The 25,266-nt window shown below is 73.3% G+C and carries 23 protein-coding genes and 1 riboswitch; of the genes, 7 read left to right on the plus strand and 16 right to left on the minus strand.

Features of this window, described 5'->3' with window-relative positions; translation table 11 throughout:
• The first annotated feature begins 83 nt into the window (after positions 1 to 83).
• Together ACZ4MU_RS11765 and ACZ4MU_RS11770 are read left to right on the plus strand one after the other, a co-directional pair.
• Positions 84 to 863: an alpha/beta hydrolase gene (locus ACZ4MU_RS11765; RefSeq protein WP_467874264.1), complete on the plus strand. Its 780-nt coding sequence runs from the start codon at positions 84 to 86 to the stop codon at positions 861 to 863.
• Complete coding sequence (locus ACZ4MU_RS11770) at positions 856 to 1,410, plus strand: hypothetical protein (protein ID WP_467874267.1); 555 nt, start codon at positions 856 to 858, stop codon at positions 1,408 to 1,410. The genes ACZ4MU_RS11765 and ACZ4MU_RS11770 overlap by 8 nt, the downstream gene beginning before the upstream one ends.
• 371 nt (positions 1,411 to 1,781) lie before the next feature.
• Here ACZ4MU_RS11770 and ACZ4MU_RS11775 read toward each other — a convergent pair whose 3' ends face one another.
• The 6 genes from ACZ4MU_RS11775 to ACZ4MU_RS11800 all read right to left on the minus strand — a co-directional run bounded on the left by ACZ4MU_RS11775 (position 1,782) and on the right by ACZ4MU_RS11800 (position 6,680).
• Positions 1,782 to 2,552 carry an endonuclease/exonuclease/phosphatase family protein gene (locus ACZ4MU_RS11775; protein ID WP_467874269.1) on the minus strand — a complete coding sequence of 257 codons (771 nt, stop codon included), beginning with the start codon at positions 2,550 to 2,552 and terminating at the stop codon, positions 1,782 to 1,784.
• A gap of 80 nt (positions 2,553 to 2,632) precedes the next feature.
• The gene (locus ACZ4MU_RS11780; protein WP_467874272.1) at positions 2,633 to 3,574 is read right to left on the minus strand and encodes an ROK family glucokinase; all 942 of its coding nucleotides are present in this window, start codon (positions 3,572 to 3,574) and stop codon (positions 2,633 to 2,635) included.
• Between the two features lie 66 nt (positions 3,575 to 3,640).
• Positions 3,641 to 4,105: a DUF5304 family protein gene (locus ACZ4MU_RS11785; protein WP_467874275.1), complete on the minus strand. Its 465-nt coding sequence runs from the start codon at positions 4,103 to 4,105 to the stop codon at positions 3,641 to 3,643.
• A 65-nt stretch (positions 4,106 to 4,170) separates the two neighbouring features.
• Positions 4,171 to 5,352, minus strand: a complete 1,182-nt coding sequence (locus tag ACZ4MU_RS11790) for an ArsA family ATPase (protein ID WP_467874278.1) — start codon at positions 5,350 to 5,352, stop codon at positions 4,171 to 4,173.
• A 2-nt stretch (positions 5,353 to 5,354) separates the two neighbouring features.
• On the minus strand, positions 5,355 to 5,825 hold the full coding sequence (locus ACZ4MU_RS11795) for an SRPBCC family protein (RefSeq protein ID WP_467874281.1): 471 nt from the start codon (positions 5,823 to 5,825) through the stop codon (positions 5,355 to 5,357).
• Positions 5,826 to 5,918: 93 nt separating this feature from the next.
• Entirely contained in the window at positions 5,919 to 6,680 is a 762-nt protein-coding gene (locus ACZ4MU_RS11800) for a metallophosphoesterase family protein (protein ID WP_467874284.1), read from the minus strand.
• Between the two features lie 273 nt (positions 6,681 to 6,953).
• On the opposite strand from ACZ4MU_RS11800, the gene ACZ4MU_RS11805 reads away from it, so the two are divergent.
• The gene (locus tag ACZ4MU_RS11805; RefSeq protein WP_467874286.1) at positions 6,954 to 8,750 is read left to right on the plus strand and encodes an AMP-dependent synthetase/ligase; all 1,797 of its coding nucleotides are present in this window, start codon (positions 6,954 to 6,956) and stop codon (positions 8,748 to 8,750) included.
• A gap of 28 nt (positions 8,751 to 8,778) precedes the next feature.
• Here ACZ4MU_RS11805 and ACZ4MU_RS11810 read toward each other — a convergent pair whose 3' ends face one another.
• Positions 8,779 to 10,398, minus strand: coding sequence for a GMC oxidoreductase (locus ACZ4MU_RS11810; RefSeq protein ID WP_467874288.1), 1,620 nt, complete (start codon positions 10,396 to 10,398; stop codon positions 8,779 to 8,781).
• A gap of 582 nt (positions 10,399 to 10,980) precedes the next feature.
• Positions 10,981 to 12,123, minus strand: coding sequence for a glycosyltransferase family 4 protein (locus ACZ4MU_RS11815; RefSeq protein ID WP_467874291.1), 1,143 nt, complete (start codon positions 12,121 to 12,123; stop codon positions 10,981 to 10,983).
• A 113-nt stretch (positions 12,124 to 12,236) separates the two neighbouring features.
• On the opposite strand from ACZ4MU_RS11815, the gene ACZ4MU_RS11820 reads away from it, so the two are divergent.
• A complete protein-coding gene (locus tag ACZ4MU_RS11820; RefSeq protein ID WP_467874294.1) occupies positions 12,237 to 13,472 on the plus strand; it encodes a glycosyltransferase 87 family protein in 1,236 nt (411 codons plus the stop codon).
• Here the strand turns inward: ACZ4MU_RS11820 and ACZ4MU_RS11825 are convergent.
• Positions 13,430 to 14,794: an MATE family efflux transporter gene (locus ACZ4MU_RS11825; protein WP_467874296.1), complete on the minus strand. Its 1,365-nt coding sequence runs from the start codon at positions 14,792 to 14,794 to the stop codon at positions 13,430 to 13,432. The two genes, ACZ4MU_RS11820 and ACZ4MU_RS11825, sit on opposite strands and share 43 nt — an antisense overlap.
• A 72-nt stretch (positions 14,795 to 14,866) precedes the next feature.
• Between ACZ4MU_RS11825 and ACZ4MU_RS11830 the strand changes: the two genes are divergently transcribed.
• Complete coding sequence (locus ACZ4MU_RS11830; RefSeq protein ID WP_467874299.1) at positions 14,867 to 15,391, plus strand: PadR family transcriptional regulator; 525 nt, start codon at positions 14,867 to 14,869, stop codon at positions 15,389 to 15,391.
• 10 nt (positions 15,392 to 15,401) lie between these two features.
• Here ACZ4MU_RS11830 and ACZ4MU_RS11835 read toward each other — a convergent pair whose 3' ends face one another.
• From ACZ4MU_RS11835 to ACZ4MU_RS11855, 5 genes are all read right to left on the minus strand, one after another.
• Complete coding sequence (locus tag ACZ4MU_RS11835; protein WP_467874302.1) at positions 15,402 to 16,631, minus strand: hypothetical protein; 1,230 nt, start codon at positions 16,629 to 16,631, stop codon at positions 15,402 to 15,404.
• Between the two features lie 16 nt (positions 16,632 to 16,647).
• Entirely contained in the window at positions 16,648 to 17,664 is a 1,017-nt protein-coding gene (locus ACZ4MU_RS11840; protein WP_467874305.1) for a C40 family peptidase, read from the minus strand.
• Positions 17,665 to 17,929: 265 nt separating this feature from the next.
• A complete protein-coding gene (locus ACZ4MU_RS11845; protein WP_467874308.1) occupies positions 17,930 to 18,955 on the minus strand; it encodes a C40 family peptidase in 1,026 nt (341 codons plus the stop codon).
• 255 nt (positions 18,956 to 19,210) lie between these two features.
• Positions 19,211 to 20,572 carry an NYN domain-containing protein gene (locus ACZ4MU_RS11850; protein WP_467874311.1) on the minus strand — a complete coding sequence of 454 codons (1,362 nt, stop codon included), beginning with the start codon at positions 20,570 to 20,572 and terminating at the stop codon, positions 19,211 to 19,213.
• Positions 20,573 to 20,614: 42 nt separating this feature from the next.
• Positions 20,615 to 20,860, minus strand: a complete 246-nt coding sequence (locus ACZ4MU_RS11855) for a hypothetical protein (protein WP_358835256.1) — start codon at positions 20,858 to 20,860, stop codon at positions 20,615 to 20,617.
• Positions 20,861 to 21,036: 176 nt separating this feature from the next.
• Between ACZ4MU_RS11855 and ACZ4MU_RS11860 the strand changes: the two genes are divergently transcribed.
• Both ACZ4MU_RS11860 and ACZ4MU_RS11865 read left to right on the plus strand, forming a co-directional pair.
• Positions 21,037 to 21,780 (plus strand): rhomboid family intramembrane serine protease, encoded by a 744-nt coding sequence (locus tag ACZ4MU_RS11860; protein WP_467874314.1) that lies wholly within the window; start codon positions 21,037 to 21,039, stop codon positions 21,778 to 21,780.
• The gene (locus ACZ4MU_RS11865) at positions 21,777 to 22,058 is read left to right on the plus strand and encodes an Lrp/AsnC family transcriptional regulator (protein ID WP_067158275.1); all 282 of its coding nucleotides are present in this window, start codon (positions 21,777 to 21,779) and stop codon (positions 22,056 to 22,058) included. Before ACZ4MU_RS11860 ends, ACZ4MU_RS11865 begins: the two co-directional genes overlap by 4 nt.
• A 236-nt stretch (positions 22,059 to 22,294) precedes the next feature.
• On the opposite strand, the gene ACZ4MU_RS11870 is transcribed toward ACZ4MU_RS11865, so the two are convergent.
• Both ACZ4MU_RS11870 and trpD read right to left on the minus strand, forming a co-directional pair.
• Positions 22,295 to 23,707 carry an aminotransferase class V-fold PLP-dependent enzyme gene (locus ACZ4MU_RS11870; RefSeq protein ID WP_467874319.1) on the minus strand — a complete coding sequence of 471 codons (1,413 nt, stop codon included), beginning with the start codon at positions 23,705 to 23,707 and terminating at the stop codon, positions 22,295 to 22,297.
• Positions 23,708 to 23,937: 230 nt separating this feature from the next.
• Positions 23,938 to 24,055, minus strand: a riboswitch (SAM riboswitch).
• A gap of 86 nt (positions 24,056 to 24,141) precedes the next feature.
• A complete protein-coding gene (trpD, locus tag ACZ4MU_RS11875; RefSeq protein ID WP_467874321.1) occupies positions 24,142 to 25,206 on the minus strand; it encodes an anthranilate phosphoribosyltransferase in 1,065 nt (354 codons plus the stop codon).
• Positions 25,207 to 25,266 lie beyond the last annotated feature (60 nt).

The raw sequence follows: 25,266 nt of genomic DNA on the forward strand, positions 1-25,266 counted from the left end.
GGTGACGGCTCTGGTCGGTGTCAGTCCGGTCGCGTACCGTGAAGTACGACTCCCCCGCCCCTGCTCATGAACAGGAGACCCCGGTGCCGGTCCTCCCTGGAGCCGAGCCGTTCCGCCACGAGGGCGGAGAGGTCGGCGTCCTCCTCTGTCACGGCTTCACCGGTTCCCCGCAGTCGCTGCGCCCCTGGGCCGACTTCCTGGCCGAGCGCGGGCTGACGGTCGAGCTGCCGCTGCTGCCCGGACACGGCACGCGCTGGCAGGACATGCAGCTCACCGGCTGGCAGGACTGGTACGCGGAAGTGGACCGGGCGCTGCGCGACCTGAGCGGCCGGTGCGAGCAGGTCTTCGTCTTCGGGCTCTCCATGGGCGGTGCGCTCGCCCTGCGCCTGGCGGCGAAGCACGGCGACGCGGTCAGCGGTGTCGTGGTCGTCAACCCCGGCAACAAGGTGCACGGCCTGGCCGCGCACGCGCTGCCGGTGGTGCGCCACTTCGTGCGCTCCACCAAGGGCATCGCCAGCGACATCGCCAAGGAGGGCTCGGCGGAGGTGGGGTACGACCGGGTGCCGCTGCACGCCGCGCACGCCCTGCGCACGTTCTTCCGGCTGGTCGACCGCGAGCTGCCGCAGGTCACGCAGCCGCTGCTGCTGCTGCACAGCCCGCAGGACCATGTGGTGCCGCCGGCCGACTCGGCGCGGATCCTCGGCCGGGTCTCGTCCGCGGACGTCACCGAGATCCTGTTGGAACAGAGCTACCACGTGGCGACGTTGGACCACGATGCGGAGCGGATCTTCGAGGAGAGTTACGCGTTCATCGGCCGCCTCGCTCCTAGTGTCGGGATGAAGGGGAGCACGACCGGTGGCTGAGCACGACGCGGACAGAGAGCCGCAGCCGATCGACGAGGAGGCCGCCTGGGCGGCGATCGTGGCGGGGTACGGCGACGAGCCGTCCGACCCGCCCGGCGCCAAGCCGTTCAAGTCGGTCGAGGACCTCGCGCTCCTGGAGAGCGAGCCCAACCTCACGCCCGAGGCGCCCGCGCGCCCCGAGCCGCCCGAGCCCGAGCCCAAGCCGCTGGGCAGCTCGGTGGTCTTCGCGCCCGGGGTGGGCGGGCCGCGCGACTTCACGGTGAAGGAGCCGTCCGACGACGGCGTGGACGACGGCGACGAGGGCCACTTCGTCCCGCCGGAGCCGCCGCCGCTGCCGGAGACGGACGTGACGGCGAAGTTCGCCTGGCTGGCGGTGATCGGTGGCCCGCTGCTGATGCTGCTGGCGGCGATTCTCCGGTGGGAGTTCACGTGGTGGCTCACCACGCTGGGCGTCGGCGGCTTCATCGGGGGCTTCGCCACCCTCTTCGCCCGGATGAACGAGGACGACGAGGGCGAGGACGACCCGGGCCGGGGCGCGGTGGTCTAGCTCTCGCTTTCCCGGGTCCCGCCCCGTCGGCCCCCACCCGTGCCACGGGGGGTCCGCCCCCGCCCCGGTCTTCTGCGACCCGGTGGACGGCTGGTCGCGCAGTTCCCCGCGCCCCTTGGATGCCGCTACGCGGCAATCCCCGGGGGGCGCCCCGAAGGGGCGCGGGGAACGGCGCGAGCAAGCGGCCACGCCCCGCAGACGATCGAAGGCCCCAAGGGGGCGCGAGGAACTGCCCCAGCAACCCACCCATCGGGCCGCAGACGACGCAGGCCCCAAGGGGCGCGGGGAACTGCGCGACCAGCCCACCACCGGGTCACGGATGGGGCCCGGGGTCCACCGGGTCGCGGGGACGACAAGGTCCCCCTGAGGGTTCAGGGGAGGGGCGGGGTGGGGGAATCCGCCGGGACCCGCAGCACCGCCAGCACCGGCAGATGATCCGTCGCCGCCAGCAGATCCGCCCCCGACACCCCCGCCAGCCCCACGGGAACCCCGCACCCCAACACCTCCACCCCCGCCGTGGCGAAGACCGCGTCGATCCGCTGGTGCGGGTCCGCCGGGGTCGAGGTGTACTCGCCGCCCCAGGGCCGTACCGCCCAGCAGTCCTGGAGGGCGCCCGCCAGGCGGCGGAAGGCCCGGCCGTCGGGGCGGTCGTTCAGATCGCCGCCCGCGACCGCGTGGGGCACGTCCAGCGCCGCGAGGTGGTCGAGCAGTAGCCCCGCCTGGGTGTGGCGTTCGTCCGCCCGCAGGCTCAGATGGCAGCTGAGGACGCCGAGCCGGGCGCCCCCGACCCGTACCACCGCCGAGGCGAAACCGCGCCGGTGCAGGCCCGGGGTGAGCGGGAGCAGGACGTCCTCGGTGCGCTCCACCACCGCCCGCAGCGAGCACAGCAGCAGCGGCCCCGCTGCCGTGGCGCCGCCGCTGAGGACCACGAGGCCGCTGGCCGCCGCGAGCCGCGCGGCGGCCTTGCGCCAGCGGAAGAAGCGGGGCGCCTCCTGGACGAGGACCAGGTCCGGGTCGCAGGCGCGGATCACCCGGGCCAGTGCCGCGGTGTCGTCGCGCATCGAGCGGATGTTGTAGCTGAGGACGCGGATCACGGCCGAGCCGTTCTCCGTACGGGAGGCGGGAAGATCGGTGAGCGGCATGGGGCACAACATAGAGCAGCGCCCGCCGCGTCCGTGAAGGGACGCGGCGGGCGCTCAACCACCGTACGGGGGGCGGGTGCTCAGCCCTGGCGGGCCAGGTCCGCCGCGCCGACCAGACCGGCCTTGTTGCCGAGCTGGGCCGCGAGCACCTGGGCGTGCGGCCGCCACTGGCCGCCGATCAGCCAGCGCCGGAACGACTTGCGGATCGGGTCGAGGACCAGCTCGCCCTCGTCCGAGACCCCGCCGCCGACGATGAACGCCGAGGGGTCGAAGAGCGAGGCCAGGTCGGCCAGGCCCGCGCCCGCCCAGCGGGCCAGCTCGCGGAAGGAGTCCACCGCGACGAGGTCGCCCTGCCGGGCGGCGGCGCTGATGTGCTTGCCCTCGATGCCCTCGATGGTGCCGTCGCCGAGGCCGAGGAGGATCTCGGCGTTCTCGGGGGTGGCGTTGGCGCGCTGGCGGGCGTACCGCACGAGCGCGCGCCCCGAGGCGTACTGCTCCCAGCAGCCCTGGCTGCCGCAGCCGCACAGCAGCCCGTCGGGCACGACCCGGATGTGGCCGAACTCCGCGGCCACGCCGAAGCGTCCGCGGCGCAGCTTGTTGCCGATGATGATGCCGCCGCCCAGGCCCGTGCCGAGCGTGATGCAGATGACGTCCTCGTGGCCCTGGCCGGCGCCGAACCGGTACTCGCCCCAGGCCGCCGCGTTGGCGTCGTTCTCCACCACCACGGGGAGCCCGACCCGCTGCTCGACCTTGTCCTTCAGCGGCTCGTGGCGCCAGTGGATGTTGGGTGCGAAGAGTACGGTGGCGCGCTTGTCGTCGACGTATCCGGCGGCGCCGATGCCGACGGCGTCGATCTGGTGGCCCTTGCCGGCCCCTTCGACCGCGGCGCAGATCGCGTCCACGATGGCGTCAGCGGTCGGCGGCGTGGGCACCGTGTGCGTCTCGAGGATGTGGCCCTCTTCGTCGACCACTCCCGCCGCGATCTTGGTGCCGCCGATGTCGACGCCGATGGTGAGTCCCATTAAGTCCCTCAGTTTTCGGTCGAGCCCCGCTAAGGCCCACCGTACCCGAGGGCGGGCACCGGTCTGTCAGTCCAGGTCGATGTGCTCGGTCGGCCCCGCGCCCGCTCCGCCGTCGTCCTTCTTCGCCCCTCCGGGCGCGGCACCGGACGCGCCGCCTGCCGGGCCGCCCGCCGTCCAGCGGCGTTCGGCGCCCTCGACCGCCGAGCGGTAGGCGGCCAGCAGCTCGCCACCGGCCGCGGCGAGGTGGTCGAAGACGTCCGGGTTGCGCTCGATGACCGGCTCGACCACGGCCCTGGCCTGGCCGATCAACTGCTGCACGGCGCTCTGCGCGGCCGCGCCGGGCAGCGAGGACTGGAAGGAGGCGACCTTGTCGGCGACGGCGTCGACCAGTTTGCGCAGCTCCTCGGCGGCCGAGCCGGGCTGCGCCCCGGAGGCGGCGCGGCGGCGCGCCTTCTCCGCGGCGAGGTCCTCGGCACACGCGTCGGCCCAGGCATCCGCGTCGGGTGCGGGGCGCTCGGTGGCTTCGCTCATGGCGGGCTCCAGCTGCTGGGAGAAGGGTCTGTGCTGTCGACGTTACCCGAACGGGGGTACGGCGTTCAGGACGTCCGGGGCCATAGATCCGGGTCCGGGGTGAAGCGGATCCGCAGCACGCCGTCGGTGAGCCCGGCGCCGGAGACCGTGCAGCGGCGCAGCGCGGAGGGCAGGGGCGCGATCCTGCGGAACGGTCCGGCGGTGAGGAGGAGTTCCTCGCCCCGGCGCACCAGGCCGAGCCCGTCCTTGCGGGCGCCGGGCAGCGGCAGGTGCCACACCAGGACGCCGTCGTCGGCCAGCCGGTCCTCGATGTGCCACGGCCCGGGCCGTACGGCGTCGCCGTCCTGGGGCCACAGCCCCCTCTCGCCGGTGGGCCCGTCGATCAGCTCGTCGAGCTCCTCGGTGCCCCGCGGGTCGCGGCCCAGGTGCGGGACCTCGTGCAGCGGTACGCCCTCGAACTCCTCGGCCAGCTCCTTGAGCGCGCACTGCTGGTGCCCGGAGAGCGCGGAGAGGAAGCGGTCGGCGGACCCGGTGGGCAGAACCCGGTTGGCGATCACCGCGTCCAGGGGCAGCTCGTGCAGGGCGAGGCCGAGGCGGGCGGTGCGCAGGGCGGCCACGGCGGCCGCGCCGGGCTCGGCGACCAGCCGGACGGTCGTCGCCGGGTCGCGCACCACGGCCTCGACGGCGGCCAGCTCCGCGTCCCAGCGGGCGGCCGTCTCGTACAGCCACTGGGCGGGCATCGGGACCCCGGCGAGCTGGGCGAGGACCGGGCGCAGCGAGCGGGCGGCCTGCCGTTCGGCGGGCAGCAGCCGGCGCAGATAGCGGCGCAGCTGCCCGGGCAGGGCGAGGACGGCGATGCTCTGGTGGACCGGAGGCAGGTCGACGACGAGCAGGTCGTGGCCGCCGCCCGCCGCCTCGCGCACCGCCCCGAGCAGGGCGAGCTGCTCGGCGCCGGGCAGCTCGGTCAGCTCCTCGGCGTCGAGGCGCCCGGCGCCCAGGAGGTCGAGGGCGGTCCCGGCCCGGTCCTGGAGGGCGAGCAGTTCGGTGCGGAAGCGGGCGCCGGAGTCGACGCGTACGACGTCGAGGCCCCCCGGCTCCTCGCCGCCGAGCAGCCGGTCCAGCGGGTCCTCGCGGTCCGCGCAGAGGAGCAGGACACGCTCGCCGCGCCGGGCGGCCGCCAGCGCGGTCGCGGCGGCGACGGTGGTGCGGCCCGCGCCGCCGGGACCGGTGACGAGGACCGTGCGCATCCTCAGGCCTTCTCGGCCCCGTCGGCGGTGCCGGCCGCGCCGCTCTCGACGCGCTTCTTCAGACCGGCGAGGGCGCGGTCGATGATGACCTTCTCGGCCTTGCGCTTGATCATGCCGAGCATGGGGATCTTGACGTCCACGGTCAGCCGGTAGGTGACCTCGGTGTGGCCGCCGGGGGCGTCGGCGAGGCTGTAGGAGCCGTCGAGGGCGCGCAGCATCTGGGACTTCACCAGGCTCCAGCTCACCTCGCGGGAGCCGTCCCAGGTGTACTTGAGGGTGTGGTCGTCCTTGATGGCCCCCGCGTCCAGCACCAGGCGGACCTGCTCGGCACGGCCCTCGGCGTCCTTCGACAGCACCTCGGCCTCCTTCACCTCTCCGGTCCACTGCGGGTACCGGGCGAAGTCGGCGATCACCCCCATCACCTCGGACGGTGCCGCCTCGATGGTGATAGACGAGCTGGTGTGTTCCGCCATCGTCGTGGCTCCTCCAGTGCGCGGGCCGGTGTGTGGGGGTCGGTAGACGTGCAGGCTATCGCGTGCGGCCGCGGCCTTACGCCGGTGCCCGCCTCACCACTGGAGCGCGAAGGGCCGGGAGGTGGCGGCGAAGTGGCCGACGTTCACGCATTCGGTGCGGCCGACGCGGAGGCGGCGGGCGAGCGGCTGGTGGACGTGGCCGAACAGGGAGTACCGGGGCCTCGTTTTCCGGATGGCTTCGAGCAGGGCGCGCGAACCGCGTTCGAAGCGGCGGGCGACGGTGTCGTAGACGAGCTCGGGGACCTCCGGCGGGATGTGCGAGCAGAGCACGTCGACCTCGCCGAGCGCCTCGACCTTCGCCGCGTACTCCTCGTCGGAGATCTCGTAGGGCGTACGCATCGGGGTGCGCAGTCCGCCGCCCACGAAGCCGAAGACGCGGCCGCCGATCTCGACCCGGTGGCCGTCGAGGACCTTGGTGCCCGGACCGGCGTACTGCGGCCAGAGGGTCGGCAGGTCGACATTGCCGTAGGTGGCGTACGTCGGCGTGGGGAAGGCGGCGAACAGCTCGGCGTACTGGCGGCGGACCGCCGCCTCGATGACGGTCTCACGGTCGAGTCCGGCCCACAGCGAACGGCCCAGTTCACGGGCCTCCTCGAAACGGCGGGCGGTGCGCAGGGCGACGATCCGGCGGGCGTTCTCGACACCGAAGAGGTCGGGGAAGATCCCGCGCGAGTGATCCGCGTAGTCGAGGAAAAGGACGAGGTCACCGAGGCAGACCAGGGCGTCGGCGCCGTCGCCCGCCTTCGCCAGGCCCTCGGCGTTTCCGTGCACATCGCTGATCACATGTACTCGCATGCAGCCACCCTAGGCCGCCGGACCTGCGGTTACTTCCGAGTCGCGAAAGGAGTGGACTACTGTGCGTGAAGCGGCGCGAAATCCATGTGACGCAGCGAACATCTGGCCAGGACCCCCTATCGGGAACCCACTACCGGTGGGTAACGTCCGGGCAGTCCAGTCGTGCTCGGAGCAGACCCCCAACAAGTTGCTCCGGGCACCTGCCCGATCTTGGACCGCAGCCGGTGCGTCACACAGAGCCGTGGCACCGGCGCCCGATGAGGAGCAGCAGTCTTGCGCGAGTTCAGCCTTCCGGCCCTGTACGAGGTCCCCACGGACGGCAACCTGACGGATCTGATCCGCCGCAATGCCGCTCAGCATCCCGATGTCGCGGTCATGGGCCGCAAGGTCGCGGGACGCTGGACCGACGTCACGGCCACCCAGTTCCTCGCCGAGGTCCGCGGCGTGGCCAAGGGCCTCATCGCCGCGGGCGTCGAGCCCGGCGACCGGGTGGCCCTGCTCTCCCGCACCCGCTACGAGTGGGTGCTGCTCGACTTCGCCATCTGGAGCGCGGGCGCGGTCACCGTCCCCGTGTACGAGACGAGCTCGCCCGAGCAGATCCAGTGGATCCTCGGCGACTCCGGCGCCACCCTGTGCGTGGTGGAGACCGAGGCGCACCTGGCGTCCGTCACCGCGGTGCAGTCGGCGCTGCCCGCCCTCAAGGGCGTCTGGCAGCTGGAGGCGGACGCGGTGGCGCAGCTCACCGCGGGCGGCTCGGACATCTCGGACGAGCTGCTCGACCAGCGGATGTCCTCGGCGCACGCCGACGACCCGGCGACCATCGTCTACACCTCGGGCACCACCGGCCGCCCCAAGGGCTGTGTGCTGACCCACCGCGCCTTCTTCGCGGAGTGCGGCAACGTGGTCGAGCGCCTCAAGCCGCTCTTCCGCACCGGCGAGTGCTCGGTCCTGCTCTTCCTGCCCGCCGCGCACGTCTTCGGCCGGCTCGTCGAGGTGGCGTCCGTGATGGCGCCGATCAAGCTCGGCTGCGTACCGGACATCAAGAACCTCACCGACGAGCTGGCCGCGTTCCGGCCGACCCTGATCCTCGGGGTGCCGCGGGTCTTCGAGAAGGTCTACAACGCGGCGCGGGCCAAGGCGCAGGCGGACGGCAAGGGCGCGATCTTCGACAGGGCCGCGCACACCGCGATCGCCTACAGCCGCGCGCTCGGCACCCCGCAGGGCCCCTCGCTCGGCCTGAAGCTCAAGCACAAGGTCTTCGACAAGCTGGTCTTCAGCAAGCTGCGCGCGGTCCTGGGCGGCAAGGGCGAGTACGCGATCTCCGGCGGCGCCCCGCTGGGCGAGCGGCTCGGCCACTTCTTCCGGGGCATCGGCTTCACGGTCCTGGAGGGCTACGGCCTCACCGAGTCCTGCGCCGCGACCGCGTTCAACCCGTGGGACCGCCAGAAGATCGGTACGGTCGGCCAGCCGCTGCCGGGCTCCGTGGTGCGCATCGCGGACGACGGCGAGGTGCTGCTGCACGGCGAGCACCTGTTCACGGGGTACTGGAACAACGAGGCGGCGAGCGCCGAGGCGCTGGCCGACGGCTGGTTCCACACCGGTGACATCGGCACCCTCGACGAGGACGGCTACCTCGCGATCACCGGCCGCAAGAAGGAGATCATCGTCACGGCGGGCGGCAAGAACGTCGCCCCGGCGGTGATCGAGGACCGCATCCGCGCGCACGCGCTGGTCGCGGAGTGCATGGTGGTCGGCGACGGGCGGCCGTTCGTGGGCGCGCTGGTCACGCTCGACGAGGAGTTCCTGGCCCACTGGGCCGCGGACCACGGCAAGCCGGCCGGTTCCTCGGCGGCCTCGCTGCGGCAGGACGCGGAGCTGCTGGCGGAGGTGCAGCGGGCGGTCGACGACGGCAACGCCGCGGTCTCCAAGGCGGAATCGGTGCGGAAATTCCGCATTCTCACCTCCCAGTTCACGGAGGAGGCGGGGCACATCACCCCGTCGCTGAAGCTGAAGCGCAACGTCGTGGCGAAGGACTTCGCCGACGAGATCGAGGCGATCTACGCCCACTGATCGGGCCGGACCGATCAGGGCGGACCAATCAGGCCGGGACGTCCTCCGCGAGGACGCGCTGGACGTTGCGTTCGGCGAGCGCCGTGATCGTGACGAACGGGTTGACGCCGATGGAGCCGGGGATGAGGGCTCCGTCGGTGACGTACAGGCCCGGATACCCCTTCACCCGCCCGTAGCTGTCGGTCGCCCGCCCCAACGGGCAGCCGCCGAGCGGGTGGTAGCAGAAGCCGTCCGCGAACGGGGTGTCGTTGCCGAACAGGTCGTACCGGTAGATCGTCGCGTTCTTGAGGTTGATCCGGTCGAAGAGCTTCTTCGTGGCGTCGACCGAGGGCTGGTTCTGCGCCCGCGTCCAGTTGAGCCTGACCGAGTCGGTCGCCGGGTCGTACGAGAAGGTCCCGCGCTGCGGGTTCGTGGTGATCGCCAGATAGAGGCTCACCCAGTGCTCGAAGCCCATCGGCAGCGGAGCGATCTCGGCGAAGACCGGGTTGGCGGCGTTGTCGCGGTCGTCGATGCCCAGGGCGGGCATGGTGGACTCGTTGGCGCCCACCGTGTCCCACACGTGGTTCGCGCGGGCGGTCATGATGTTGCCGTTGGGGCCCCAGCCGGTGCCGACGGCCGCGTCCAGGGCGGGCAGCGTGCCCCTCTCGCGGGCGCGCAGCAGCAGTTCGGTGGTGCCGAGGCTGCCGGCGCCGAGGAAGAGCCTGCCGCAGCCGATCTCCCGGGTCTCCACGACGTGGCCGGTCAGATCGGTGCGGTCGGCGGTGACGACGTACGTGCCGTCGGGCTCCCTGCGGATCGCGCGGGCGTGGTGCAGGGTCTCGATGGTGACGTTGCCGGTGCCGAGGGCTGCCGCGAGGTAGGTCTGGTCGACGGATCTCTTGCCGTGGTTGTTGCCGTAGATGACCTCCCCCGCGAGCGCGGACCGGGTGGCGGTGCCGGCGGCTTCGCGCCGCATGTAGCCGAAGTCGTAGACGTTGGGGACGAAGACGGTCTTCAGCCCGGCGTTCTGGGCCGCCTTGCGGGAGGTACGGGCGAACCTGTACCACTCGGTGGACTCGAACCAGGCCGGGTCGATGGAGTTGACGCCGAGCATGGCGTTGGCGCGCGGGAAGTACGTGGCGTACATCTCGGCGGCGTCGACCTGCGGGAGGACCTGGGTGAAGTAGTCGCGGCGGGGGGTGACGGCCATGCCGCCGTTGACGAGGGAGCCGCCGCCGACGCCGCGGCCCACGTACACGGACATGTCGCCGTGGTTCACGCGGTCGAGGACGCCCGGGTAGGGGCTGATGGCCTTGTTGACGACATCCAGCCAGAGGAACGTGGCGAGAGGTGCCTCGGTGCGGGTGCGGAACCACATGGACCGCTGGTCCGGGGCGGAGGTCGAGCAGAAGACCGCGCCGTCCTGGGCGGGGGTGTCCCAGAGGCGGCCCATCTCCAGGACGAGGGTGCGGACGCCGGCCTGTCCGAGCCGGAGCGCGGCGACGGCCGCTCCGTAGCCGGAGCCGATGACCAGGGCGGGGGTGTGGGTGGTGGGCTGCGCCTGCGCGGCGCGGGCGGGGTCGAGGGTGATTCTGGGCAGGCCCAGCAGGGCGGCCGTCTGGAGGGCGCCGAGACCCAGGAGGTGACGGCGCGTCAGGTTTGGTGTCATGCGGGCAGCATGGGCGGAATTTGGGCTTCCGCGAAGGGGGGAGGTTGTCTTGAATCTGAGTGACCGTCAGGGGTGGGAGGGTGGTCGGGCTGTTGTCCGGGTGCGGGGGGTGTGGGTGGCGGCTCGCGCAGTTCCCCGCGCCCCTCAATGGGCCGGTGCCTCAGGTGCGGGTACGTGGGGGCTGATCGCGCGGTTCCCCGCGCCCCCTTGAGGGCCGACCTTCGCCTGCGGGCCGGTGGGGGCTGATCGCGCAGTTCCCCGCGCCCCTTCAGGGCCGACCTTCGCCTGCGGGCCGGTGGGGGCTGGTCGCGCAGTTCCCCGCGCCCCTTTACGGGGCGCCGCTGAAGTACGGGCGGGTACACCCCCCGACCCAGCACAACCGCCCCACCCGCAACCCGCTAAGGGGCGCGGGGAACTGCGCGACCAGCCCACCACCGGGCCGCACCAAGAACACGGACCTTCAGGGGCGCGGGGAACTGCGCGACCGGCCCACCACCGGGCCGCACCCAAAAACACGGACCCCTCAGGGGCGCGAGGAACCGCGCGATCGGCCAGGCGTGCCGCCCGCGCCACACCCCCCGCCTACAGCAACCGCTCCAGCCTCTCCGCCAGCAAATCCCACCGCCACCTCTCCTCCACCCAACCCCTCCCCCGCTCCCCCATCCGCCGCCGCAGATCGGGATCCTGGAGGAGGGTGACGATCCGGGACGCCGACTCCTCCGCCGAGCCGCCCCGTACCACCCACCCCGTCTCCCCGTTCAGCACCGCGTCCGGCGCACCGCCCGAGTCGCCCGCCACCACCGGCAGGCCCGTCGCGGAGGCCTCCAGGTAGACGATGCCCAGGCCCTCCACGTCGAGGCCGCCCCGGCGGGTGCGGCACGGCATGGCGAAGACGTCGCCGGCGCCGTAGTGCGCGGGCAGCTCGGCCCACGGGACGGCGCCGGTGAAGCGGACCGAGGAGGCGACCCCGGTCTTCTCGGCCAGGGCGCGCAGCGCCTTCTCGTACGGCCCGCCGCCCACGATCAGCAGCACCGCGTCCGGCACGCGGGCGAGGATCGAGGGCATCGCGAGGATGAGGGTGTCCTGGCCCTTGCGGGGCACCAGGCGCGAGACGCAGACCACGACCGGCCGGTCGGTGAGCCCCAGGCGGGCCCGGACCTCGCCGCCCCCGGAGCCGGGGTGGAAGGTCTTCTCATCGACGCCCGGCGGCAGTTGCACCATCCGGTCGGCCGCCCGCGCGCTCAGCGCGGCGGAGATCCGGGAGCGGGTGTACTCGCCCAGGTACGTGATCGTGTCCGTGCCCTCGCCGATGCGCCGCAGCAGCTGCCGCGAGCCCGGCAGCTGGGCCCAGCCCGCCTCGTGGCCGTGCGTGGTGGCGACCAGGCGTTCCGCTCCCGCCCGGCGCAGCGCGGGCGCCATCAGCCCGAGCGGCGCCGCCGCCCCGAACCACACCGAGGAGCAGCCGTGCTCCTTGAGCAGTCCGACCGCGCGCCGGGTCACCCGGGGCGTGGGCAGCAGCATGGTGGCGCGGTCGCGCACCACGGTGAAGGGCTGCTCGGCGTCGAAGGCGGCGGTCGCCTCGGCGCCCTCCCGGCCCCGCTTCCAGGTGGAGGCGTAGACGACGAGCCGCTCCGGGTCCAGCCGCAGCGCCATGTTGTGCAGGAACGCCTGGATCCCGCCGGGGCGCGGCGGGAAGTCATTGGTCACGATCAACGTCTTGTGCATCGCCGCCGACAGTACCCAACGGCCCCGCCTCGTCGCTCGCGCCCGGCCCCGCCCGGCATCATGACCGTGGCGGGCGAAAGGCCCGTCGCACGCGATACAGGGACGGGGTGTGCATGTCGGAAGGAAGCGGCACAGAGCGCGCGAGGGGCGTGCCGGGAATCCTCGCGGTGTTCGCCGTCACCCGGTGCCTGCTGCTGCTCTGCGTCCTGCGGGTGCTGGTCGTCCCGGGCCCGGACGTCACCAGCGATGTGTCGGTGATCTACCAGGGCTGGTACGAGGTGCTGCGGACCGGCACGTATCCGCTGGACGACGTCACCTGGCAGTACCCGCCGGCCGCCGCGCTGGCGATCCTCTCCCCCGCCGCCCTGCCCTTCCTCGACTACGCCTCCGCCTTCTTCGTCCTCGCGTTCCTCGCCGACGCGCTGGTCCTGGGGCTGCTGCTGTACGCGGGCGGGCGCCCCGGCGGGTCCCGGGCAGGCGCCCGGCTCTGGGTGTGGGGCGTACCGCTGCTGGGGCCGACCGCGTACGCCCGCTACGACCTGATGGTGACGGCCGTCGCGGTGGCCGCGCTGCTGGCCGGGGCGCGCCGCCCCCGGGTGCTGGGCGCGCTCGCCGCGTTCGGCGCCCTGCTGAAGGTGTGGCCCGTACTGCTGCTCGCCCGGGCGCCGCGCCGGGCGTGGGCCGCGGCGGCCGTCACCGCGGGCGTCTTCCTGCTGGGGTGCCACGCGGTCGCGCCGGGCGCCTTCGCGTTCCTCACCTTCCAGCGCGACCGGGGCACCGAGGTGGAGTCGCTGGGCGCGCTCGTCTTCCATGTGGCCCGCCATCTGGGCTGGCGGGGGCGGGTGCAGCTCAACTACGGGTCGGTGGAGTTCCTCGGCCCGTACGTGCCGGTGGTCTCCACGCTGGCGATGGGGCTGACGGCGCTGGCGTTCGGCTGGCTGCTGCTGTGGCGGCTGCGGGCGCGCCGCACCGGCCCGGGCACCCTGGCGGAGGCCGCCTTCACGGCCGTACTGCTGTTCACCACCACCAGCCGGGTGATCAGCCCGCAGTATCTGATCTGGCTGGTGGGGCTCGCGGCGGTGTGCCTGGCCGTGCGCCGCTCCCCGATGGCCCGGCCCGCGTATCTGGTGCTGGCCGCGGCGGGGGTGACCCTGCTGGAGTTCCCGATCTGGTTCTCGCACGTGGTGGCGAGCGACTGGCTCGGGGTGCTGCTCCTGTCGGTCCGCAACGGGCTCCTGGTGGTGGCGTCGGTGAGCGCGTGCCGGCGCCTGTGGCGCGGCACCGTGCCCCGCCCCCCGCTTCCCGTTCAGCAGGTCCGCACGAGGGTCTTCTCGGTCCTGGTGCGCTGACCGGCCGTACACAGCCGCCGGTACATCCGGGCGACGGCCGCGCACTGGAGCCCCATGGACAGGGCCATGGCCAGGCAGATCCCCGGCAGGCCCGCGCCGGACAGGCCGAGGGCGAGCGGGAGCTGGAGGGCGACGCCGCACGCGGTGACCCCGGCGAGCGCCGGGCTGCCGCCGCTGCCCTCGAAGACCCCGCCGAGCGCGATGAGGACGGAGAGCAGGACCAGGTACGGGCCGAGGCAGCGCAGATAGAGCGTCCCGGCCGCCGCCACCTCGCCGCTCGCGCCGAACGCCGCCATGATCCAGGGCGCCGCCGCGAGCAGCACCAGCCCGGCCGTGAGCCCCAGCGCGCCGGAGAGGAGCGCGGCCTGCCGCCCGACCGCGGCCCGCTCGTCGCGCCCCGCGCCGAGCAGCTGGGCGGTATGAAGGGAGGCGGCCTGGCGTACCGCGTAGAAGGCCATGGTGGCGGCGTACATCGCCTTGGTCGCGATGCCGTACGCGGCGGCCTCCCCGACGCCGATCCGGGCGACCACCGCGACCAGCGCGAGCCCCCCGGCCATCCGGACGACGAAGTCGAGCGACATGGGCAGCCCGGTCGTGAGGGTGCGGCGCAGGGCGGCGGTCCACGGCTCGCCCGGCGCGGCGAGCCGGGCGGCGCGCAGGTGCGGGTCGCGCCGCAGCGCGAGCATGCCCGCGGCGAGCGCGGCGCTCCGCCCGGTGACGGTGGCGAGGGCCGCGCCGCGCACGCCCAGGCCGCAGCCGAGGATGAGCAGCGGGTCGAGGACGAGGATCAGCGCGTTGGCGAGGAAGGCGAGCCGCATCGGGGTGCGGGTGTCGCCCGCGCCCTTGAGGATGCCGTCGACGACGTTGGTGGCGAAGAAGACGGCCGTCCCCGGCAGGGCGACGGCGAAGTAGCCGGACGTCAGGGCCAGGACGCCGTCGTCCGCGCCGCCCAGCACCAGCCGGGCCAGCGGTTCGCGGCCGAGGCAGCCGCCGACGGCGACCACGGGGGTGATCAGCGCCCACAGCGCCCAGCCACCGCGCACGGCGGCCCTGATGCCGCCGGGGTCGTCGGCGCCCCGGGCCCGGGCCACCAGCACGGCGGTGCCGGTGCCCGCCATGAGGATCAGTCCGAGCAGCAGGTTCTCCACGTTGGTGGCGACGGCGACCGCGGCGACGCTCTCCCCGCCGAGCCGTGCCACCCAGACCATGTTGATCACCCCGGCCGCGACCCCGGCCAGGAGTTCGAAGTAGACCGGGCACGCGAGCGAGACCAGCCGGCGGCGGTGTGACACGGAAACCCTCCCCCTCTTTTCGTGGTACATCGAATCGAGGTACCGCGAAAAGAGATATCATGGCCGGGCCGGCAGGAGAAGCGCGTCCGGAAGGAGAAGCGGGTGCTGGAGCTGACGATCCTGGGGTTCCTCGACGAGGAGCCCCTGCACGGCTATGAGCTCAAGGAGCGCATCAGAGGGCTGAGCGGCCACGTCCGCCCGGTGAGCGACGGCGCCCTCTACCCCGCGATCACCCGTCTGGTGAAGGCGGGGAAACTGGAGCAGCGCACCGGGCCCGGCAGCGGCGCCGCCCCGCGCCGGATCCTCTCCCTCACCGAGGCGGGCCGCGCCGAACTGCTGGAGCGGCTGCGGCACCCCAGGGACGTCGACATCACCGACGGGCAGCGGTTCTTCACCCTGCTCGCGTTCCTCGGACGGCTGCCCGACCGGGCCGAACAGGCCGCCGTGCTCCGCCGCCGCCAGGCGTTCCTGAACACCCCGGCGAGCTTCTTCTACCGCGACGGCGAGCCCGTACGGGCCGAGGAGAGCCCCGACCTCTTCCGCCGGGGGATGCTCAGGATCGCCCGCGCCACCGGCACGGCCGAGAAGAAATGGCTCGCCGAGGCGATCGGGGAGCTGGAGGGCTGAGCGGCGCCGGTCAGCCCAGCTGGTCGCGGACGTAGGTCCGCCACAGGGCGGTGAACTCCCTCGGCGTGGTGCCCAGTTGGTCGTTGAGCGCCTTCTCCAGCGCGCCCTCGCGGTGCTTCGCCCCGCCCACCTGGGCGTAGAGGGCGCCGAGCTTCGCCTCGCCCCAGCGCTGGGCGATCAGGCGGCACGCCAGCCAGCCGCCCTCGTACGCGCGCGCCAGCCGGTCCGCGCCGCCCTCGAAGCCGAAGTCGGCGTCGTCGGGCAGTTCGCCGGGCGGCCCGTCGCGCCGCACCGCCTCCTGGAGCTCGGGCGCCGCCTCGGCGGGGGTGCGCCCGGTGCCCCGGTAGCCGACCCAGTCCGCGTACCCCTCCGAGAGCCACATCGGGGTCGCGGACGAGGTGCGGGCGCGGGTGGCGACATGGGTGGTCTCATGGGTGAGGACGACCCGCCGGCCGAGATCGCCCAGTACGCCGTAGGCCTCCGGGTTGACGATCACCCGGTCCGCGGGCGCCGCCCCCGCCGCCCCCGCCTCGCCGGTGGTGACCGCCGCTATCCCCCGGTACGAGGCCGGGGGCGCGGCCAGCAGCGCCGCCATCGCGTCGAGCGAGGCGGGCACCAGGACCACCACCCGGCCCGCCCAGCGGCCGGGCCAGGCACCCGAGACGGCGGGCACCGCGCGGTCGGCGGTGTCCGCGATCCGCTGGAGGGTCCCGCGCTCCTGGCCGACGCCGAGGACCAGGCTGTGGGCGCCGCGCACCACCGACACCGGGCCCTGCCGCCACAGCGGTTCGGCCGCGCCCTCGCCCGCCCGGTCGCCGGTCACGTACCAGCGTCCGGCCCGCTCGCCGAGGTCCACGACCCTGGCCGAGGTCACCGGCGCGCTGTCGTACCCGGCGAGCCGGTAGCGCAGCTCCACCCGGGCGGTGGCCCGGTCGCCCCTGCGGCTGACGCCGGTGACCCGGTACGCCCAGGCGCCCAGCGGCACCTGGCGCAGATTGGCGAACTCGGCGCGCTGGGCGTCCCGCAGACCCGCCGCACCGGGGTCGAGGGCGGCCAGATAGCCGCGCTCGTCGTGGCCGAGGACGGCGGCGGCCCGCCCGTCCAAAGTGCGCTGCACCTGGCCGGTGACGGGGTCGGGGGCCGCGGCCGGGGAGGTGCAGGCGCCCAGGGACAGCAGCGCGGCGAGACCGTATCCCGCCGTGCGCCGTCGCCCTGTGCCGCTCAGCCAGCCGTCCGCCATCCCCCCGATCGTACGGTCACACCCGGGTGATCGAGGAGATGGGCATCATGCCCACCGGGTCGTAGCGCACCGGCGCGCCCGGGTAGGGGGCGTGGATGACCTGGCCGTTGCCCACGTACATCGCGATGTGGCTGGCGTCGGAGCGGTAGGCGACCAGGTCACCGGGCTGCGCCTCGGAGAGGGAGACCCGGCGCCCGGCGTACCGCTGCGCCTGCGAGGTGCGCGGCAGCCCGACGCCCGCGTGCGCGTAGGACCACTGCATCAGGCCCGAGCAGTCGAAGCCGGTGGGTCCGTTGGCGCCCCACACATAGGGGCGGCCCACGGCCTGGCGGGCCGCCGCCACCGCCGCCGCGGCCCGCCCGGAGGCGGGCACCGCCCCGCTCAGGTCGGGCAGCGCGCCGCGCCCCGAGCGCGAGACCCGGTCGAAGGCGGCCCGCTCGGCGCTCGGCAGCGCGAGCAGCACCCGGCGGGCCTCGGCGAGCTTGGACTCGACGGTGCGCTTGTGCCGGGCGACCTCCGCACGGCTGCGCTCCAGCTCGGCGAGTTTGCGGGTGGCCTCGGTGCGCTGCTGGCCGATCCGCCTCTGCTCGTGCTGGAGTTCGCGCAGCTCGGCGCTCTGGCGCTCCCCGATCCGGTCGAGGGCCGCCGCCTTGTCGAGGTAGGTGTCGGGGTCCTCGGAGAGCAGCAGCGCGATCGAGGGGTCGAGGCCGCCGGAGCGGTACTGGGCACCGGCGATCGCGCCGAGCGCGCCCCGCATCCGGTTGATGCGCTCCTGGCCGCGGGCGACGCTGTCCTGCGCGTGCTTGACCTGCTCGCGCAGGAGGTCGGCGCGCTCGTCCGCCTTGTTGTACTGCTCGGTGGCCTCCTCCGCCTGGGCGAAGAGCCGGTCGACCCGCTCCTTGCCGGTGCCGGCGGGTTCGGCGCCGGCGGGGGCCGCGAAGGCCGCGGCCGCGGTGGCCGCCGCGGCGGACAGGACGGTGACCCGGGTGCTCTGGGAGAGCCCGGACTGCGTCGGACGGCGATGGGACGCCACGGGAAGCCGCACTCCTTCCGCTGGTGCGGGCCCCTGCCGCCCGGGCGGGCGGACGAGTGGAAAGAGTCATGGGGGGAACCGCACGCCGGACAGTAGTCGGACGACCACACGGGGTCCAAAGACCCCGCCGTGTACGCAAAGTGACGCCCCACCGGAGAACACAGGTCACCGGCGGGGCGTGGCGTCAGCGCGAGTTGCCGGAATTCGCCCGTTCGGAGGGCGGTGGCAACCGAGTTGTTATACGGCGGGCCGTGCGGCCCTGACGTCAGGCGATGCGGACGCCGAACTGGAACGGCATGTTGTCCATCGCCTCGTAGCGGACGACGGCGCCCGGCTTCGGGGCGTGCAGCACCTGGCCGTTGCCCGCGTACAGGCCGACGTGGTGCAGGTCGCCGTAGAAGAGCACCAGGTCGCCCGGCTTGAGCTGGCTGCGGCCGATCTGGGTGCCCGCGCCGGCCTGGGCCTGCGAGGTGCGCGGGATGGAGATGCCCGCCTGGCGGTAGGCCCAGGAGGTGAGTCCGGAGCAGTCGAACGAGGCGGTGCCGGTGGCGCCGTACACGTACGGCTTGCCTATCTGGGTCTGGGCGGCGGCGAGGGCCGCGGCGCCACGGCCGGAGGCGGGGGCCTCGTGGCCGAGGTCGACGCGCTCGTTGGCGCGGTTGGCGCGCGCGTCGTCGGAGGCGAGCGAGGCCTTCTCGGCGGCGGTCAGGGAGTTGAGGAGCTTCTGCGCGGCGGCGAGCTTGGACTGGGTCTCGGCCTTCTTGGCGCCGAGCTCCTTGCGGGTGTCCGCGAGGTCCTTGAGCTTGTCCTGGGCCTCCTTGCGCTGCTGCGCCAGGCTGCGCTGCTTCTCCTGGATCTTCTGGAGCGCCTCGGTCTGCTTGGCGCTCAACTGGTCGAGGGAGGAGGCCTTGTCCAGGAAGTCGTCCGGGTTGGCGGAGAGGAAGAGCTGGACGGAGGGGTCGATGCCGCCCGAGCGGTACTGCGCCGAGGCCATCGAACCGAGGCCGTCGCGGAGCTTGTTGAGCTCGTCCTGGCCGCGGGCCACCTTGTCCTGGAGCGCGCCGACCTGCTTCTCCAGCTGGTCCTGCTTCTCCTTGGCGCCGTTGTACTTCTCGGTGGCCTGCTCGGCCTCGTCGTAGAGCTTGTCGACCTTGGACTTCACTTCGCTCTTGGACGGCTTCGGGTCCGCGTGCGCGGCCTGGGACGTGAGAGCGACGGCTGCGGCGGCGGTGGCGGTGAGCACGGTCACGCGGGTGCGGCTCGCAGGCTTGGGTCGACGGTGGGACGCCACGAAGGCGAGCTCCTTCTTCCTCAGCGCCGAACAGCGAAGGACTCGGCGGTACCCTCACGGCCACCCCGGACGAGTGATCAACCGCGTGAAGGTTCGAGCTGACCCTAGTGACCTCCTTGTGATCAGTTCAAATCCTGATAGGAAAAAACTCGGTCGAAAGGAGGATTCTTTACAGTCATCCCACGCGTAGTAATGGGCACTTGACAGAGCGCTGGGAACTGATCACCCGAATTCGGGCATTGAACGCAGGAGTTGCTAGACGCGCGAAAGCCGCTTCAAGAGCATGACGGACGCAACCGGACGCGCCCCCGCCCTGGCCACCCCGTCGGCCACTTCGCGGTCGGTCGAGACGACCACCACCGGCCGCCCGGACGGCTCCGCCCGCACCAGCTGGCGGATCAGCTCGTCCGCGGTGACCCCCGGCTTGGAGAAGAGCACCCGTACGCCGCGGGGCGGCGCCAGCAGCACCGGCGCGGCCAGCTCGGCGCCGTCGAAGACGCAGGTGACCTCGGCGCCGGTCTGCGCGGCGAGCACGGAGAGCCCGCCGAGCAGCCGCAGCCGCTGCTTCTCCAACGGCATCGTCGGATAGCCGGTCTTGGTGACGTTGTAGCCGTCCACCAGCAGATGCACCTGGGGCAGCGCGAGCAGCTGGTCGAGCAGGGCCGGATCGGTCTCGGAGAGCGCCCGGGCCGCGATGTCCTTCGGGGTCATCTGCCCCGGTTCGACCGCTTCCACGGTGTCGGCGGGCCGCACCGAGGCCGGGGGCAGGGCGAGTTCGCGCCGCAGCCCGGAGGCGGCGTCCAGGACCGTGTCGAGCAGCAGGCGCAGCCGCATGTCCTCGATCGAGCGTCCCTCGCGCACCGCGCGGCGGCTCGCCTCGACCGACGCCTCGGCCTCGGTGAGCCGGGTCCTGATCCGCCGCGACTCGCTCTCGGCGGCGGCCACCTGGGCCGCCGCCTCCGCTCTGATCCCGTCGATCTCCCCGGTGACCTTGCGCAGGGCGGCCTCACCGCGCTTGACGTCGCTGAGCGCGCTGCGCAGCTTGCGCTGGAGCGCCTCGGCCTCCTTGCGGGCCGCGGCCAGGTCGGCGCGCAGCTCCTCCTGCTCGGTGCGCAGCCGCTCGTGGGCCTCGGCGAGCTCCCGGCGCAGCCGCTCCAGCTCGCGCCGGCCCTCCTCGTCGGCCCGCTCGGCGTCCGCCCGCTGGGCCTCCTCGCCGGCCGCCGCGACCAGCTTCACCCAGCCGGTGGGGCGCAGGACGTACGCGGCGGCCGCGACGTCCACGGGGTCGGCGGCCGCGGGCGGCGCGCCGGACTCCAGCGCGCCCGCCAGCTCCGGCTGCGCCTCCTTGAACCGCTCCCCGATCCGCTGCCGGAAGACCGGGTCGGACTCCAGGGCCGCGGCCATGGCGTTGCCGGCGAACTTGGCACGACGAGTCGGGGTGAAACGGGCGTACTGCCGCAGCTGCGGCGGCAGTTCGGCGACGGTCAACCCGCCGAAGGCGTCCGAGACCAGCGCGACGACCCTGCGCCGCACCCCTTCGGGCAGCGGTCGGTCGAGCACCTCGGCGGGGCCGTCACCGGCCGCACCGGCCGGTTCGGCACCGCTTGCATGCTCCACGATCCGTCACCTCAACTGTCGTCCGTCACTCACCCGGGCGGCTCACTCGGAGCCGGCGCCCGGCCTGTCCACCAGCTCGATCCGGTCCACCGCGTTGCACCAGCGGCAGCGCACCGACTCGATGGTCTCACTGACCACCTCGCGTTCCTCGACCTTCGGCTCACCGGCGAGGTCCAGATGGACGTACTCGACGACCTTGGACGAGCGGGTGACGTCGAAGCGGGTCAGATTGCCGCAGAGGGTGCAGCGCCACCGGGTGGTGGCGGTGGGCAGGGGAACGCTCGTCATGTGGTGCCGTCCTCTTTCCGCTTCGCGGGGTCATTCGTGTCGAAGCCGTGATCCAGGATCTCGCGGTGCGCCGTCGAACTGCGGATGTACTGCCCGTAACCCTACGGCCTACCGGGTACCCCCCGGCACGGCGAGGCGGTCTGTACCGTTCGGTCCCGGTGCGCCATGCTCTGTCCATGATCAAGCCGAGCGCCGTCCGGGTGGCGGTGGTACGGGGTCCGACGGTCACCTACGCCGTGCTGGCGGCCTGCTGCCTGGTCTTCCTCGTCAGCCCCGTCTCGGGCCTCAACCCCTCGTACGGGACGGGGGACGCGCTGCTCGCCGCCCAGAGCGCGTATTTCGCCCGGTGGGGTGTCATCCCGAACGAACTCACGGCCGGTGACCCCGGCGCGCTCCTCACCCCCCTCACGGCGCTCTTCGTGCACGGCAACTGGCTGCACCTGCTGGGGAACATGCTCTTCCTCTACGTCTTCGGCGTGATGGCCGAGGAGCGCATGGGCAGGCTCGGCTTCGCGCTGTTCTACCTCGGCGCGGGCTACCTCGCCCTGCTCGGGTACGCGGTGGCGCACGCGGCGTCCGAGCAGACGCTGGTGGGGGCGTCGGGGGCGATCTCCGGTGTCCTGGGCGCCTTCCTCCACCTCTTTCCCCGCGCGCGGGTCACCAGCCTCTTCCCCTTCCTCTTCTTCCTGCCGCTGCGCTTCCCGGCGGCGCCGGTGCTGGTGTTCTGGTTCGTGCTCCAGTGGCTGGCCGTACGGGCGGCTCCGGCCGGTCCCGGAGTGGCCTACCTGGCCCATCTCGTCGGCTTCGGCCTGGGCTTTCTCTACGCCTGGGTCCGGTTCCGCGGGACGGCTAGAGTGAAACGACCGCAACGGCCGAAGCCGTCCGCGCCGGCCGCCACCGAGGGAGAGAACCAGCCGTGATCACCGCGATCGTGCTCATCAAGACCAGCGTGGACCGGATTCCCGAGATCGCGGAGTCGATCGCGTCGCTGGAGAACGTCAGCGAGGTGTACTCGGTGACCGGTACCTACGACTTGATCGCGCTGGTCCGGGTGGCCCGCCACGACGATCTCGCGGACATCATCCCCGGGCGGATCAGCAAGATTCCGGGCGTGGAGGTGACGGACACGCATGTGGCGTTCCGGACCTACTCCCAGCACGACCTGGAGGCGGCGTTCGCGATCGGCCTCGACGCGTAGCCCTTGAGCGGGCGGCAACCGGGTCTTGTGCCTCCGCCCATCTGTGGCCGCGGGTCGTGCTGGGCTGGTGCGCAGTTCCCCGCGCCCCCAGAGCGCCCCTTCGGGGCGCCCCGGGGATGCCGCGCAGCGGCATTTGATGGGCGCGGGGAACTGCGCGACCAGCCCACCACGGTCCACGGACGGAAAAGGGGGTGGGGCGCAGCCCCCGGAGGGGGCCGGGGCGCAGCCCCGGGGCGTCACTTCGCCGGGACGCAGCGGCCACCCTCCACCCGGTACCCCCACTTCGCCCCCTCCGCCACCAACTCCCGCACCGCCCCCACAAAGCGCTCCACATGCTCATCCGGCGTCCCGGCCCCGAAGCTCACCCGGATCGCGTTCAGCGACCGCTCCCCCGGCTCCCCCTCCGGCGCCCCGCACTCCCCCTGCTCCTGCGGCTGCCCGCCCAGCAGCGTCCGCACCAGCGGGTGCGCGCAGAACAGACCGTCCCGCACCCCGATCCCGTACTCCGCCGACAGCGCCGCCGCGAAGTGCGAGCTGTTCCAGCCGTCCACGACGAACGAGATCACCCCGACCCTCGGCGCGTCGTCGCCGAAGAGGGACAGCACCCGAACCTCCGGAACCGCCGCCAGCCCCTCGCGCACCTTCGCGATCAGGTGCCGCTCCCGCTCCACCAGGGCGTCGAAACCCGCCTCGGTCAGCGCCTTGCAGGCGGACGCGATGGCGTACACGCCGATCACGTTCGGCGAACCGGCCTCGTGGCGGGCGGCCGTGGTGTGCCACTCGACGTCCACCCCGCCGTCCGCGCGCCGCGCGACCGTACGGGACGCCCCGCCCCCGGCGAGGTACGGCTCGGACTCCTGGAACCAGTCCGCGCGCCCGGCGAGCACCCCCGCTCCGAACGGCGCGTACAGCTTGTGCCCGGAGAAGGCGATCCAGTCGACGTCCGACTCCCGTACGGAGACGGGGTGGTGCGGCGCCAGCTGCGCCGCGTCGAGCACGACCCGCGCCCCGTGCGCGTGCGCCGCCGCCGTCAGCTCCCGCACCGGCCAGAGCTCCCCGGTGACGTTGGAGGCACCGGTGACGCAGACGAGGGCCGGACCGTAGGGGTCGCGGTCGGCCAGCGCCCGCTCCAGCGTCGCCACCGCCTGCTCGGGCGTACGCGGCGCGTCGAGGTAGGTCACCCGGGCGTCCCGCCACGGCAGCAGCGACGCGTGGTGCTCGGTCTCGAAGACGAAGACCTCGCAGTCGGCCGGGAGCACCCGGGCCAGCAGGTTCAGCGAGTCCGTCGTCGAACGGGTGAAGACGACCTGGTCGCCGGGGCGGCAGTCGAGGAACTCGGCCACCGTCTCCCGGCTCTTCTCGAACAGGTCGGTGGAGAGCTGCGAGAGGTAGCCGGCGCCCCGGTGCACGCTGCCGTAGTAGGGCGCGTAGGCGGCCACGTCGTCCCACACCCGCTGGAGGGCGGGGGCGCTCGCCGCGTAGTCGAGGGCCGCGTACGTCACTTCGCCGCCGGTGACCAGCGGCACGGTGACGTCCCGGCCGAGCACCGGCAGCGGCGCCGCGCAGCAGGGCTCCTCGGACGGGGCCGGGGACGGGGCGACAGCGGAGGAGGTGGGGGTGAGGGCGGACGTGGACGCGTATGCGGACATGGCGGTATCTCCCGGCGGGACAAGGCGAATCGGCTGTGGAACCCCCGGGGCGCGGCGGACCGGCCGACGGCGCCGGACGCACGGGGGGTGACCTCGACGTACGCGGAGAAGGCGTACGGAGATGTACAGAAGAAGGGGCCGAAGGCCCTATCGCATTCGCTTGCTCACGAGACTGCTCCCTCGAGGACCAGGACCCCAGGGGCGCGCCACCCGGAGAACGGGTGCGCAGGGGTCCGCGCTTGCCGCCGACCTCGCTGCCTGCGGCCTGGTCTTCACCCGGGGCACCCCGCCACGGACGGAGGGTTGCCGGACAGCGGGCCGGGGCCGTAGTCGCTGTCACTCATGACCTTGGAAAGCATCCTGCCATACGTTCGCGTACGCGCAAGGCGCGGTCCGGCATCCGGACCGCGCCTCACGTCACACGCGGGAGGGGGCTAGGCGTTGCTGGCGGCCACCCACCGCTCCAGGGCCCGTCTCGCCGATCCGGAGTCCACCGACTCGGCCGCCCGGGCGATCCCGTCCCGGATCTGCTCGACCAGGCCGCCCGGCCCCGGGTCCAGCGCGACGAGCGCCGCCGCCGAGTTGAGCAGCACCGCGTCCCGTACCGGCCCGGTCTCCCCGGCCAGCAGCCGCCGGGCGACGTCCGCGTTGTACGAGGCGTCGGCCCCGCGCAGCGCCTGGACCGGCACCAGGTCGATGCCCGCGTCCCTGGGGTCGAACGCCTCCTCGCGCACGGCCCCGTCCCGTACCACCCAGACCCGGGAGGTCGCGGTGGTCGTCAGCTCGTCCATGCCGTCGTCGCCCCGGAACACCAGCGCGGAGGAGCCGCGTTCGGCGAGCACCCCGGCCACGATCGGCGCCATCCGCGCGTCCGCGACCCCGGTGGCCTGGGCCTTCACCCGGGCGGGGTTGGTGAGCGGGCCGAGGAAGTTGAAGGTGGTGCGGATGCCGAGCTCGCGGCGGGCGGCGGCGACGTACCGCAGGGCGGGGTGGAACTTGACCGCGAAGCAGAAGGTGACGCCCGCCTCCTCGGCGACCTGGACCACCTGGCGGGGCGTGAGGTCGAGGTTGACGCCGAGCTTCTCCAGGACGTCGGAGGCGCCGCTGGCGGAGGAGGCGGCCCGGTTGCCGTGCTTGACGACCTTGGCTCCGGTGCCCGCGACCACGATGGCGGACATGGTGGAGATGTTGACGGTCTTGGCGCCGTCGCCGCCGGTGCCGACGATGTCGACGGTCCGACCGGGCACCTCGATCAGATTGGCGTGCTCGTACATCGCGCGGACCATGCCGGTGATCTCGGCGACCGTCTCGCCCTTGGCCCGCAGGGCCACCGCGAAACCGGCGATCTGCGCGTCGGTCGCCTCGCCGCGCATGATCGAGTCCATCGCCCAGGCGGTCGCCTCGGCGCTCTGGTCGGTGCCGCTGAGCAGGGCTTCCAGTACGCCCGGCCAGGAGTAGGCCGCCACGCTGTCGCCGCCTGCCGGGGTCACAACGTTCATGGTCCACTCCTGGGTCCACCGACGGATGGGGAATGGGAACACCCTATCCAGCCCCGGGGA

The sequence above is a fragment of the Streptomyces sp. NPDC026377 genome, assembly GCF_055567715.1.

What these genes read in the sequence shown, in the direction of transcription:
- ACZ4MU_RS11775 (WP_467874269.1), bottom strand. Translation starts at nt 2,552, where the DNA reads ATGCCGCTCACCGATCTTCCCGCCTCCCGTACGGAGAACGGCTCGGCC.
- ACZ4MU_RS11780 (WP_467874272.1), bottom strand. Translation starts at nt 3,574, where the DNA reads ATGGGACTCACCATCGGCGTCGACATCGGCGGCACCAAGATCGCGGCG.
- ACZ4MU_RS11785 (WP_467874275.1), bottom strand. Translation starts at nt 4,105, where the DNA reads ATGAGCGAAGCCACCGAGCGCCCCGCACCCGACGCGGATGCCTGGGCC.
- ACZ4MU_RS11790 (WP_467874278.1), bottom strand. Translation starts at nt 5,352, where the DNA reads ATGCGCACGGTCCTCGTCACCGGTCCCGGCGGCGCGGGCCGCACCACC.
- ACZ4MU_RS11795 (WP_467874281.1), bottom strand. Translation starts at nt 5,825, where the DNA reads ATGGCGGAACACACCAGCTCGTCTATCACCATCGAGGCGGCACCGTCC.
- ACZ4MU_RS11800 (WP_467874284.1), bottom strand. Translation starts at nt 6,680, where the DNA reads ATGCGAGTACATGTGATCAGCGATGTGCACGGAAACGCCGAGGGCCTG.
- ACZ4MU_RS11810 (WP_467874288.1), bottom strand. Translation starts at nt 10,398, where the DNA reads ATGACACCAAACCTGACGCGCCGTCACCTCCTGGGTCTCGGCGCCCTC.
- ACZ4MU_RS11815 (WP_467874291.1), bottom strand. Translation starts at nt 12,123, where the DNA reads ATGCACAAGACGTTGATCGTGACCAATGACTTCCCGCCGCGCCCCGGC.
- ACZ4MU_RS11820 (WP_467874294.1), top strand. Translation starts at nt 12,237, where the DNA reads ATGTCGGAAGGAAGCGGCACAGAGCGCGCGAGGGGCGTGCCGGGAATC.
- ACZ4MU_RS11825 (WP_467874296.1), bottom strand. Translation starts at nt 14,794, where the DNA reads ATGTACCACGAAAAGAGGGGGAGGGTTTCCGTGTCACACCGCCGCCGG.
- ACZ4MU_RS11835 (WP_467874302.1), bottom strand. Translation starts at nt 16,631, where the DNA reads ATGGCGGACGGCTGGCTGAGCGGCACAGGGCGACGGCGCACGGCGGGA.
- ACZ4MU_RS11855 (WP_358835256.1), bottom strand. Translation starts at nt 20,860, where the DNA reads ATGACGAGCGTTCCCCTGCCCACCGCCACCACCCGGTGGCGCTGCACC.
- ACZ4MU_RS11860 (WP_467874314.1), top strand. Translation starts at nt 21,037, where the DNA reads ATGATCAAGCCGAGCGCCGTCCGGGTGGCGGTGGTACGGGGTCCGACG.
- ACZ4MU_RS11870 (WP_467874319.1), bottom strand. Translation starts at nt 23,707, where the DNA reads ATGTCCGCATACGCGTCCACGTCCGCCCTCACCCCCACCTCCTCCGCT.
- trpD (WP_467874321.1), bottom strand. Translation starts at nt 25,206, where the DNA reads ATGAACGTTGTGACCCCGGCAGGCGGCGACAGCGTGGCGGCCTACTCC.